The sequence below is a fragment of the Pedobacter sp. 05L430 genome (assembly GCF_056397585.1).
In genome coordinates, this window is record NZ_JBFTNT010000208.1 from 1 (window position 1) to 13,091 (window position 13,091).

Genomic DNA, 13,091 nt, shown 5'->3' on the forward strand with positions numbered 1-13,091 from the left:
GAGGATATCTATAGCCCAAATATTTCTTGTAGTTCTATTCACATGTGGCGCAGCGGCAAAAAATGCTGGCGCTCAGGGAATATTGAATAAAGAAATTTCCATCAGCATTAATGATGCTAAGGTAACCGAGATATTAAATGAAATTCAAAACCAAACAAAAGTTAAATTTATTTATAGTCCATCGGTAATTAAGTCTGAGCGAAAAACATCAGCAAACTATACCAAAAAACGGCTTGGAGATATCCTTGACGAGACATTAAATCCACTAAGTATCTTCTATAAGGTAATTGATAACAGAATTATTCTGTACGATAAAGATATGTCTAAGAAGACTAATGAGCCAAATACCAATAAGCCCCCTGTTCCAGTCAAAGGTAAGGTAACTTCAACAAAAGGAGAAACATTACCCGGGGTAAGTGTAAAAGTAAAAGGTACTACAACAGCTACTATTACAGATATAAATGGAAATTTTGCCATTAGTGTGCCTGATGCTAATGCTGTTTTGGTTTTTTCTTATATCGGTTTTACGTCAAAAGAAGTTCCGGTTAATGGCCAGAGCACTTTAAATGTTCAGCTTATCGAAGAAGAAACTTCATTAGGTGAAGTTGTTGTTCTGGGATACTCAACACAAAAGAAAAAGGACCTTACCGGGGCCGTTTCTGTGGTGAATGTTGCCGACATGATTAAACAACCCAGCCCATCCATAAATAATCTGTTGCAAGGACAGGCCTCTGGGGTTACCATTTTGGGTTCCGGACAACCTGGAGAAGAGCCTCAGGTGCGTATCAGGGGAGTAAATACTTTTGGCAATAACAACCCACTTTACGTGGTTGATGGTGTTCCAACGCTCAATGTAGCCGATATTAATCCGAATGATATAGAATCGATGCAGGTGTTAAAAGATGCAGGATCAGCTTCAATATACGGATCACGTGCGGCAAATGGAGTTATTGTAATCAGTACTAAAAAAGGTAAGGATAAAGTAAAGGTACAATATGATGCTTATTATGGTACACAGCGACCTAAAACAGGAAACGTTTGGAATATTTTGTCGCCACAGGAGATGGCAAATCTGAAAAGACTTGCTGAAGCAAATACTGGAGAAACTGAATTTGATGATCCACTATATGGAAATGGTCCAACCTATGTATTGCCCGATTATATCTATCCACTAGGGGCTAAAGAGGGAGATCCATCTGTAAACCCATCCTTATATAATGTAAAACCGTTATTTACTTCTGATGAAGAGTATAATAACTTTTACAGAATTAATAGAGCAAACAAAGCAGGAACGAACTGGTATGATGAAATATTTAACCCGGCACCAATAACCAGTCAGAACATCTCTGTAAGTGGCGGTTCAGATCAGGGGAGTTATCTTTTCTCTGCAAATTATTTCAATCAGAAAGGAACATTGGATAGAACTTATCTAAAAAGATATACAGTGCGTTCTAATACTCAATATAACATTGGAAAATATGTCAGGGTTGGAGAGAACTTAGCTTATACCATTACAAATAATCCTAAAATAGACGGGCTTAGTGGTGACAATGCTATAGGGCATGCTTTTAGAGAGCAACCTATTATCCCTGTATATGATATTATGGGGAATTTCGCAGGTGGTTATGGTGGGAAATTAGGCGATGCCTATAATCCGGTAGCCATGCTGTATCGTACTAAAGATAATAAGGCAACAGACAACAGGTTATTTGGAAATATCTTTGCAGAAGCAGATATTTTGCCTTTTTTAACACTTAGAACTGCATTTGGTGCCGATTCATTTTCAGGTGCATCAAGATCATTTGTTTTTCCTCAATATGAAAATGCAGAGAATACAACTAGTAACAGTTATGCCGAATCTTCAAATACTGGATTAGAATACACCTGGACAAATACCTTATCATTTAACAAAACTTTTAACCTGCATAGTTTAAAGGTATTGGTAGGAACTGAGTACAACAAGAACCGGTATAGCACCATGAGTGGAAGTAACAAAGGTTATTTCTCATTTGATCCCGATTATACAAACCTTTCGAATGGTAGCGGCCCAATGGAAACTGTTAGTGAAAGAACTGCTGATGCTTTGTTCTCACTAATAGGGCGTGTTGATTATGCATTTAATGACAAATATCTTATCGGAGCTACTATCCGTAGAGATGGTTCATCTAAATTCCTGAAAAACACATATGGAGTTTTTCCTGCAGTAAGTGGTGCCTGGAGGATCTCAAAAGAAAGTTTTTTATCCGATGTGAAATGGATTACGGATCTAAAAATAAGAGGTGGCTGGGGTATTATGGGTAACCAGGTAAATGTTTCCGGTGCCAACTCCTTTACAACATTTGGCAGTTCAATTGGCCAGTCTTATTATGCAATAGGTGGCGGAAATGCTGTAGTTGCAGGATTCTTTCAAAACCAAACCGGAAATCCGGATGCAAAATGGGAGAAAAATGTAAACTCAAACTTTGGTTTTGATGCAACATTATTTGGTGGCGGTATAGAGATCTCTGCTGATTATTACCAGAAAAATGTTCGTGATCTTTTGTACAATCCAGAAATGATTGGAACTGTTGGTGCTGCTACTGTGCCATTTGTTAACATAGCTCAAATGAAAAATGATGGGTTCGATATTTCGTTAACAGGACATAAAGATGTAGGAAGCGATCTTAAACTTAATGCGACGGCTACAATTACCACCTACCGTAATGAGATAAAAAAAGTATCTGGAGATGTAGATTATTACGATGTAGATTCAAGAAGATTTGATGGTAGTCGTATTATTCGTAATGCTGTAGGACACTCGGTTAGTGAATTCTTTGGTTATAAAATAGCGGGATTCTGGAATTCAGACAATGAAATTGAAGCTGCAAATACAAAAGCTCAAGCTGTTACTGGTGATCCAAATACTGTTTATCAGGATGATGTTAAAGTCGGCAGGTTTAAATACGCAGATGTAAATGGCGACGGAATGATTACGGCCGATGACAGAACCTTTTTAGGTAATGCAAATCCGGATTTCAGTTACGGGCTTAATCTGGGTGCTAGTTTTAAAAACTTCGACTTTAGTGCTTTCTTTTATGGTGTTCAAGGCAATTCAATTTGGAATCAGGTAAAATGGTGGACAGATTTTGTGCCTTCTTTTGGCGGAGCAAAAAGCCACACAGCTCTTTATGACTCATGGACACCCTCGCATCAGAATGCAAAGGCACCAATACAGGAAACAACCCAATCTTTTAGCACAAACAGTGTCCCTAATTCTTATTTCGTAGAAAAAGGATCTTACCTGAGACTTAAAAACGTGCAAATTGGTTATACACTCGCTGCAAATAAGCTTCAAAAGCTGGGTGTTAACAGGCTAAGGGTTTATATCTCTGCGGCCAATTTGTTCACAGTAACAAAATATTCAGGAGTAGATCCGGAAGTTGGAACCTCAAGTGAAACAGGACAGCAAACAGCCTACGGGGTTGATGACGGTTCTTATCCAAGTCAACGGACTTTTTTACTGGGTTTAAATTTACAGTTTTAATTACCTAACGGTTTAAGGAAATGAAAAGATCAACATATATATTACTAGCTGTGCTGTTATTTACAGGACAACTATTTTATTCTTGTAAAAAGGCTTTAATACAGCCACCTCTTGGCTCATTATCAGAAGAGCTTGTTGCTAACAAAAATGGTGTAAATGGACTGCTAATTGGCGCTTATGCCGCTTTAGATGGTATGCAAGGTGGCGATGTTGCATTGGGTGGGGGCGATGCCTGGCAAGCCTCTCCTACGAACTGGGTTTTTGGCTCTGTGGTAGGTGGTGACGCTTCTAAAGGAAGCGACGGTGCAGATCAGCCGGCTATTGATCCAATTGCCAATTTTTACTCAGGAGCAACCAATGCTTTTTATGATGGCAAATGGAAAGCACTATATGAAGGTGTTACACGTACAAATAATGTTTTAAAGCTGATGGCAAAAGCTACAGATCTGAGCGAAGCAGAGCGTAAAAGTATTGGCGCCCAGGCACGTTTTTTACGTGGTCACTATTATTTCGAATTAAAAAAGATGTGGAATATGGTTCCCTGGATTGATGAAACCACAACTAACTTTAATCAACCTAACAATGTGGATATATGGCCGCAAATTACTGATGATCTGAAGTATGCTTATGAAAATTTACTTCCAGCTCAATCTGAAATAGGGAGGGCAAATAAATGGGCAGCGGGTGCATATCTTGCCAAGGCTTACTTGTACCAGTATAAATATGACCTGGCCAAACCAGTATTTGATGCGGTTATTACACAAGGTCAAACCAGCTCAGGCCTAAAATATGATCTGAATAAAAATTTTGAAGACAACTGGTTGCCAAGCAGAGAAAATAATCCGGAAGCAGTTTTTGTGATCCAAATGGCTGCAAACGCAGATCCAACAGGACCTTCAAATGCCAACAATGGCGACATGCTTAATTTCCCTTATGGGGATGGAAGCCCTTTTAGCTGCTGCGGATTTTTCCAGCCTTCAATAGATTTGGTAAACCATTTTAGAACAAACCCCGCTACAGGATTACCATATTTAACAAACTTTAATAGTTTCCCTGTAAAAACAGATATGGGAGTAGAGGCTGGCCAAAATTTCACGCCAGATGAAGGAACACTTGATCCACGTTTGGATTGGACTGCCGGTCGTCGCGGCATACCTTATCACGACTGGGGAATTTACCCTGGTAAACCATGGGCAAGAGATCAAAGTTATGGCGGTCCATATGGACCAAAAAAGAACGTTTATTGGAGTGAAAATGCAGATAGCGATGGAGACCAGGGCACCTGGGCACCGGGAACGGCTGTTAACTATTCAATTATCCGTTTTGCGGATGTACTTTTAATGGCTGCCGAATGTGAGGCACAAATTGGAAGTTTAGGTAAAGCTCAGGAATACGTAAACAGGGTTAGGGCAAGAGCCGCGGATCATGAAAGCTGGCTTTTTAAATATAAAGATGATGAAGACCCTTCTGCCGGATTCTCTGATGAACCGGCAGCCAATTACAAAATCAATGAATATCCGGCAGGAAACTTCACAAGTCAAGGTAAAGACTATGCCTTAAGAGCGATCTATTATGAAAGGAAAATAGAGCTGGCAATGGAAGGTCACCGATTCTTTGATTTGGTGCGATGGGGTATAGCCGATCAGGAATTAAATGCCTATTTTAGCTATCAGGGAAAAATTACGTCTGACGTGAGGAACGGTAAGTTTGTTAAGGGCAAGAATAATTATTACCCAATACCACAGCGCCAGATAGACTTAAGCCAATCTAATGGTGCGCCGGTTTTAAAACAGAACCCAGGATATAATTAATCTGAACATAACCTAAAACAATGAACCAACCTATTGGTTTCCTTTTTTTAGTTACAACGAAGGTGGAGGCATTAGTTTCTCGCCCATAGCAAATACGCGAATTTTAGGTGTTTTGCAGCGAATAGCGCTTTGTTATGGTATTGCATCGTTGCTAATCCATTACCTGAGCACCAGAAGCGTAATCATTATCAGCTTATTGTTTTTGATTGGCTATTGGGTGGCCTTATTGTTATTTGGGGATGCGGCGGATCCGTTTAGTATGACGGGAAATGCTGGCCAATATCTTGATCTATATGTGCTGGGAGATAAGCATATGTACCATGGCGAAGGTATAGCTTTTGATCCTGAAGGGATATTGAGCACCATACCTTCTTGTGTGAACGTGATTATCGGATATTTTGCTGGTAAATTCATACAGGAAAAAGGAAAAGGATTTGAAACAATTTCGAAACTATTACTTGCCGGTGGCCTGTTGATATTAATAGCAATATGCCTGAATCCGGTATTTCCTATTGTTGGTTCATTGCTTTTTGCAATTTGTTTTATGCTCACCTGCTGGCTGGTAGGCTATATACTCGATAAAAGGAAAATATACATACGCGTTTAGTTATCAAACAAAATGAAGAAATTCTGTATTCTAATTGCACTACTTTTTAGTGGTTTAATAAATGCTTATGCACAATCGGCATCGCCGTTTAAGATTAGTGACCTCCACATTACAAGGGAGGTCTTGAACAATATTGATGATAAAACCTTATCAGTACTAACAATTACTAATAATGGCAAACAAACATTACCTGCCGGAGGCTGGAGCATTTATTTTAACTCCAGACCTATGCAAGTTACCGGTATCGACAGTCTTAGTGCCGGAATAAAACATATAAATGGAGACTTATTTCGTTTGTATCCCTTAAAAGGTTTTGCGGCTTTAAAATCTGGTGCATCAAAAAAGATCAAAGTGCTTTCAACGGAGGTAAAAAATATTACTGACCTCTCATCAGGTTTTTATCTGGTGTGGGACAAAACCCCTTCTAAAGGATATAATATCAAGCATACAGATATAAATCCGACTCAGCAGGTTGAAAAAGTAGAGGCTGAGGTGGCGGCTCAAGTATTTAGCCGGAACAAATCTATACAGGATATTCCTCTAGATAAACTGCCCAAAGTTTTTCCAACTCCTGTATCTTATAAAGAACAAGAGGGGGCATTTAAATTGACCCCAGAAGTTTCGATAATAACTGAAATTGAGTTTGATAATGAGGCCAATCTATTTGCCGATGAATTATCGGCTATACTCGGTAAAAGACCTTCTTTTGTTCAGTCGCCTGTTAAAAACATTATTGTAATTAAAAAAGGAAACATAAGCGGTAGTGAGTCCTATAGACTAAGCGTTACACCAGAAAGTATAGTTGTTACAGCTGCCGAACCGGCAGGCGCATTTTATGGTATACAATCTTTAAAGACTTTATTCCCTTCCACATCTTGGGGAGCTATCCAAAAGGAAATTGCAGTACCTGCAGTCGAAATTGAGGACGCTCCCCGGTTTGGATTCAGGGGATTCATGATGGACGTAGGACGAAATTTTCAAGCTAAAAAGGAGGTGCTGAAAGTTTTGGACGTGATGGCACTTTATAAAATGAACGTGCTTCACTTCCATTTAAATGATGATGAAGGATGGCGATTGGAGATTCAAGGCTTGCCTGAACTTACAACAATTGGCTCGCAACGTGGTCATACGATTGATGACAGTAAGAATATTCTCCCATCGTACGGATCTGGATCTGAAATAGGTGTGAATTCCGGAAGCGGATTTTATACACGCTCCGATTTTATTGAAATCCTTAAATATGCTACTGCAAGGCATATCCGCGTGATACCTGAGATTGAAACCCCCGGCCATGCAAGAGCCGCCATTAAGTCTATGGATGCCAGGTACGAAAGATTAATGAAAGCAGGTAAAAAGGAAGAAGCCGGACAGTATCTGTTGCGAGATTTGAATGATAAATCAATATATGAATCGGTTCAGGGATGGAATGATAATGTAATTAATGTGGCGCTACCATCAGCGTACAACTTTCTTGAAAAAGTGGTCGATGAAATACGCATTATGTACACAGAAGCCAATGCTCCACTGGCAACAATACATTTTGGTGGTGATGAAGTCCCGGCTGGAGTATGGGAAAAATCTCCTGCTGTTGCAAACTTGTTAAAAACCGATACTTCAATTAAAGGGGTAGATGAAATGTGGCATTACTATTTCAGCAAAGTCAATAATATGCTTAAGGCAAAGCAGTTGTATTTGTCGGGCTGGGAAGAAATAGGACTACGAAAAGCACTGGTAAATGGAGAAAAGAAGATGGTGCTTGATGATCGTTTTGCTAATGAGAATTTCCACRCCGATGTATGGAATAACTTAAGTGGTAATGAGGATCTTGCCTATAAATTAGCCAATGAAGGATATAAAGTTGTACTAACGTGTGTTACAAACCTTTATCTGGATCTGGCAACCAACAAAAGTTTTAACGAAACCGGCCAGTATTGGGGTGGTTATGTTGATGTAGAGAAACCTTATTATTTTGTTCCTTATGAACTGTTTAAAAATTTGAAGGAAGATGAAAGTGGTAACCCTATTGATAAAAAGAAATTAGAGGGGAAAACTACGCTTACTGAATTTGGAAAATCAAACATTGTGGGCATACAATCGCCTTTGTGGAGTGAAATCATTAAAACCCCTGAAAGATTTGAGTATATGCTTTTGCCAAAGTTATTTGGTGTAGCTGAAAGAGCTTGGGCAAAAAATCCCGAATGGGCAATTGAAAAAGATACCTTAAAAAGTAAAGTATTGTATAATAAGGACTGGTCTGAATTTGTGAATATTATTGGCAAAAGAGAAATACCAAGGTTAAATCATTATTCAGGTGGTTATAATTACCGTATTCCAACCCCTGGGGTATCAATAGAAAGCGGGCGGGTGAGTGCAAATTTACAATTGCCAGGGTTTGTAATTCGGTATACTACAGATGGAACAGAGCCAACAATAAATAGTACTATCTACAAATCAGCTATTGATACAAAAGGAATAATACAATTAAAAGTGTTTAATAGCGAAGGCAAATTCGGCCGTTCGGTTAAAGTGCAAAATTAATAGGAAAGACAAGACAGTACAGGTTGCTTGTTAATGATTATAATTAGATATTTATTCAAGTTATGAGATTTTTCAAAAGGCAGAATAACTATTCTGCCTTTTGAAAAATTCATTTTTTTGAAACCAAATATAAAATCTAATTATGTTACAGCACATAGCATTCTGGCTTTGGGATTTTTTAGGCCATCTGCATCCTTTGGCAGTCCATTTTCCTGTGGCGCTGCTTTTATTTGCTGCTATACTGGAGCTATTCACTTTAAAAAACTTTAATTCAAAACTACGTTCAGGTATTGATGCCCTCCTTATTGCGGGATCACTTGGCGCTATAATATCTGCAGCTTTGGGGTGGTTACTGTATCAGGATGGTGATTATAGCGGCGATGTTTTAACGTTGCACCAATGGATAGGATTTGCAACTGCAGCGCTTGGTGTTTTAACGCTTTTTTTTCTTTATCAAATCCGCAAAAAAGATAAGTTTAAGCAAGTTAAAGTTTATCGGGGTTTATTATTTTCGACAGCAATTGGTGTTTCTGTAGCCGGCCACTTTGGAGCTAATTTAACGCATGGAAGCGATTTCCTGTCCAGCACATTGCCATGGAGCAAGGATTATGAAACAAAGGGCTCAGATAATTTTAGGCTTGTTGCATTAAAGGGTGATACAGCTAAGCTTACAAAAAAGCAGGAAGTAGAATTAAACACTGAGGTAAGAGCTATACTTGCACATAATTGTTATAAGTGCCATGGCTCAGACAAAGTAAAAGGAGATTTGAGGCTTGATGGGAAACACGTAGCTTTTAAAGGTGGCGAGAATGGGCCTGTTATTGTGCCTGGTAATCCTCAGGAAAGTGAAATATTTAAGCGTATTTCTTTACCTGCAGATCATAAAGATGTAATGCCTTCTAAAGGGAAAAAGCTGGCTGAAAAGGATATTGAAATAGTCCGTTTTTGGATAGAAAAAGGAGCCCCATGGCCAGATGATGGCACAAAGCAAAACGTTTTTAGAGTAGCAAAACTTGAACCGCGTAATCCTGTTCTTCCTGCTCCCTCAAATAATTTATCTAATCCTGTTGATTTATGGACTAACCAGTATTTTGCTAAAAATAAGATTAAATGGCCCTCATTAGTTGATGACCGTACTTATTTAAGGAGGATTTATCTTGATATCATTGGTCTATTACCTGGCCCGGCCGATTTGGAATCATTTTCAAAAGATGCAAGACCAGATAAAAGAGCCTTGTGGGTTAAAAAATTACTGAGTCTTGATAACGATTATGCTTTGCATTGGCTAAGTTTCTGGAATGATGCTTTAAGAAACGATTATTCAGGAACCGGATATATTACAGGAGGTCGTTTCAACATTACTGATTGGTTGTTCAAATCATTAAAAACGAATAAACCTTATGATCAGTTTGTAAAAGAATTAATTAGCCCTTCCGAAGAGTCAAAAGGGTTTATAGAAGGTATAAAATGGCGTGGAGTTGTCAATGCCAGTCAAAGAACAGAAATGCAGGCGGCTCAAAATGTTTCGCAGGTATTTTTAGGTCTTAATCTGAAATGCGCTTCTTGTCACAATAGTTTTATCAGCGATTTAAAGCTGGATGATGCCTATGCTTTCGCAAATATTTTTGCAGATACAACGCTGGAAATTAATCGTTGTGATAAACCAACCGGAAAATATGTAGATGCAAGGATGCTTTGGAAAGAACTTGGTACTATAGACAACAAAGCCCCCGTTAAGGAGAAAAGGAAACAGCTAGCCGAAAATTTAATTAAACCTGAAGACGGACGACTTTATCGTACTATCGTAAACCGGATTTGGTCGCAACTTATGGGACGTGGTTTGGTTGAACCAGTTGATGTTATGGACAATGAGCCATGGAGTCAGGATTTACTAGATTGGATGGCATTTAATTTTGTTGCCAGCAAGGCTGATTTAAAAGAGCTGATTTATCAGATTACCACATCCAATACTTATCAACTGCCGTCAGTAGGCTTTAAAGAGGTAGCTCAGGTTAGTAACCCGAATTATAAGTTTAAAGGAATGGTACGTAAAAGAATGTCGGCCGAGCAGTTTACTGATGCTGTAAGCAGTGTTATAACTCCTGTTTTTGTTGATTCAAACATCAAATATAACCCTCAAATTAGACCATCCTTTATTCGGGCTTCTTTGGTGGCCAACAATAGTTTCCTTACGGCCTTAGGCAGACCAAACAGAGAAACAGTAGCTACCAGCCGAGATTCACAAGCCAATTTGCTGCAAGCCCTTGAACTTACCAATGGCTGGAGGTTTAATTCTGTGCTTAAAATTGGTGCCGAGCATTGGAAAGCAAATTACAAAAATACCGATTTGCTTATTAAAGATATTTACTTAAAAACTTTAGGTAGGGAGCCGGTTGAGAAGGAAATTAAAATAGCCAAACAGGCTCTTGGCAAATCTCCTGGTGTTGATGCTATTCAGGATTTATTCTGGGCGATGGTACTGCTGCCCGAATTTCAAATAATCTATTAACCCGAATTATGCTTAAATTAATTATAATCTTAAAAAGATGAATTGGAATAGACGAGATTTTTTGAAGAATACAAGCGCAGCAACTTTAGCTGCTATGGCTGCTGGCATTCCTCTTACCAATTTGCTGTCCTCATGCAATTCAAAAAGTAACCATGCAACTGCAGATACTGTTATTTTATTATGGATGGCAGGAGGGATGGCTCACACCGATACTTTTGATCCAAAGAAATATACGCCCTTTTCCAAAGGCATGCAGGCTAATAGTGTATTGAGCACCTTTAAATCTGTACCTACCATTTTAGATKGGATTAATTTTTCTGAAGGATTGCAATCTATTGGAAATGTAATGGATAAAGGAACATTGATCCGATCGTATGTAGCTGCAGATATGGGACATATATTACATTCGCGCCATCAATATCATTGGCATACCTGCTATAAACCCCCGCAATCCGTTTCGGCCCCTCATCTTGGGTCTTGGATCGCAAAAGAGTTAGGCCCATTAAATCCGGTAATTCCTGCTTTTATAGATATAGGACAACGGTTTACCCTTGGTGAGGCAGAAGAACTGAAAGCTTTTCATACTGCGGGGTTTTTAGGTAATGAATTTGGTCCGTTTCTAATACCCGACCCTTCTGCCGGATTAGAAAGTGTGCAGCCACCAGTTGGCATGTCCTCAAGCAGATTTGAAAAACGAAACAAACTGTATTATGATCTCATCAGTAAAAGTCCAATGGGTGAATATGGCAGTGATTATCAAAAGGAATCCTTAAAAAGATCCATGGAGCAAGCGTATATCCTCTTAAAATCTCCCGAGGCCAAAGCTTTTGACCTGAGCCAGGAGCCCAAAGAAATATATGATATCTACAATACAGGAAAGTTTGGACTAGGCTGCCTTATGGCTCGTCGACTTACAGAGCAAGGTGCCCGTTTTATTAGTGTAACTACCGAATATGAGCCATTTAAAGGCTGGGATACCCACGACAATGGTTATACTCGCCTGATAGATATGAAGAAGCAAATAGACGGCCCTGTAGCGCAGTTAATTAAAGATTTAGAGAAGAGCGGACGATTAGATAGAACCCTGGTTATTTTAGCAAGCGAATTTAGCAGAGACATGATGGTTGAAGGGCGTCCTGATGCAAAAGTACAGGAGCAGGTAGAGCAGCCTGATATTATACAGGATATAAAAAACTACGGTATGCACCGTCATTTTACAGATGGCTGTTCAATGCTAATGTTTGGTGGAGGTATAAAAAAGGGAAGCGTATATGGCAAAACAGCAGACGAAAGACCATGTAAAACGATAGAAAATCCTATAGTTATAGATCAAATCCATCAAAGCATTTATCATGCGCTTGGCATTGCTCCAGATACTAATTATTTAGTCGAAAAAAGGCCGTTTTATACTACGCCCGACGGGTTAGGTAAGCCCGTAATGGATCTGTTTTCCTGAAATTCATCGGTTCAGAAGTTAACCGAATAAAAAACGCCCTGTTTGTTTATTGCAAACAGGGCGTTTTTCTATTATTTTGTTAAAATGAAAAGTCGTCGTTTTGAACCCTTGTTCCAGCACCTTCGTGGTTCTCAGAGTATTCATAACGTTTTTCTACCACTTCCTGATGACTTTTAATATAATCAACAGTTTCATTTAATCCTTCAGCAAATTTCTCGAAATCCTCTTTGTATAAAAAGATTTTGTGTTTTACAAAAACACCATCTTCCAGTCTTTTTTTACTTTCGGTTAAGGTTAAGTAGTAATCTCCTGATCTTGTTGCTTTTACGTCGAAAAAATAAGTTCTTTTACCAGCTCTTACTTTCTTTGAAAAAACCTCTTCTCTCTCTTTGTTGTCAAATTCTCCCATGGTTGCTATAGCTCTTGGTTTTGGTTCGGGTAAATATAAAGGAATAATTACTAAAGTTCAAAATAGAAATTACACAGATTGACTTTCTTCTTCAAGTAATTGGTTCTGATACATTTCTGCATATGCGCCACCTTTTTGCAATAACTCGTTATGAGTACCCTGCTCAATGATTTGACCATCATCAAGAACCAGAATTTTATCAGCATTTTTTATAGTAGAAATCCGGTGAGCAATAAGA

Annotated in this window: 7 protein-coding genes; 6 read left to right on the forward strand and 1 reads right to left on the reverse strand. The window is 38.8% G+C overall.

Features of this window, described 5'->3' with window-relative positions; genetic code table 11:
* The 6 genes from AC1DG9_RS19970 to AC1DG9_RS19995 form a co-directional block, all read left to right on the forward strand.
* Window positions 1–3,523, forward strand: a 3,523-nt coding sequence (locus AC1DG9_RS19970) for a SusC/RagA family TonB-linked outer membrane protein (protein WP_477635110.1), incomplete at its 5' end; no start/stop codon positions are given.
* 20 nt (window positions 3,524–3,543) lie between these two features.
* Complete coding sequence (locus tag AC1DG9_RS19975) at window positions 3,544–5,334, forward strand: RagB/SusD family nutrient uptake outer membrane protein (RefSeq protein WP_337716469.1); 1,791 nt, start codon at window positions 3,544–3,546, stop codon at window positions 5,332–5,334.
* A 112-nt stretch (window positions 5,335–5,446) separates the two neighbouring features.
* Window positions 5,447–5,941 (forward strand): hypothetical protein, encoded by a 495-nt coding sequence (locus AC1DG9_RS19980; protein ID WP_477635111.1) that lies wholly within the window; start codon window positions 5,447–5,449, stop codon window positions 5,939–5,941.
* 12 nt (window positions 5,942–5,953) lie between these two features.
* Window positions 5,954–8,479 carry a family 20 glycosylhydrolase gene (locus tag AC1DG9_RS19985; RefSeq protein ID WP_477635112.1) on the forward strand — a complete coding sequence of 842 codons (2,526 nt, stop codon included), beginning with the start codon at window positions 5,954–5,956 and terminating at the stop codon, window positions 8,477–8,479.
* Between the two features lie 142 nt (window positions 8,480–8,621).
* A complete protein-coding gene (locus AC1DG9_RS19990) occupies window positions 8,622–10,988 on the forward strand; it encodes a DUF1549 domain-containing protein (protein WP_337716473.1) in 2,367 nt (788 codons plus the stop codon).
* Window positions 10,989–11,025: 37 nt separating this feature from the next.
* Window positions 11,026–12,444: a DUF1501 domain-containing protein gene (locus AC1DG9_RS19995; RefSeq protein WP_477635113.1), complete on the forward strand. Its 1,419-nt coding sequence runs from the start codon at window positions 11,026–11,028 to the stop codon at window positions 12,442–12,444.
* Between the two features lie 79 nt (window positions 12,445–12,523).
* Here AC1DG9_RS19995 and AC1DG9_RS20000 read toward each other — a convergent pair whose 3' ends face one another.
* A complete protein-coding gene (locus AC1DG9_RS20000; RefSeq protein ID WP_048906949.1) occupies window positions 12,524–12,853 on the reverse strand; it encodes a DUF3276 family protein in 330 nt (109 codons plus the stop codon).
* Window positions 12,854–13,091: the final 238 nt, after the last annotated feature.

What these genes read in the sequence shown, in the direction of transcription:
- AC1DG9_RS19990 (WP_337716473.1), top strand. Translation starts at nt 8,622, where the DNA reads ATGTTACAGCACATAGCATTCTGGCTTTGGGATTTTTTAGGCCATCTG.
- AC1DG9_RS20000 (WP_048906949.1), bottom strand. Translation starts at nt 12,853, where the DNA reads ATGGGAGAATTTGACAACAAAGAGAGAGAAGAGGTTTTTTCAAAGAAA.
- AC1DG9_RS19975 (WP_337716469.1), top strand. Translation starts at nt 3,544, where the DNA reads ATGAAAAGATCAACATATATATTACTAGCTGTGCTGTTATTTACAGGA.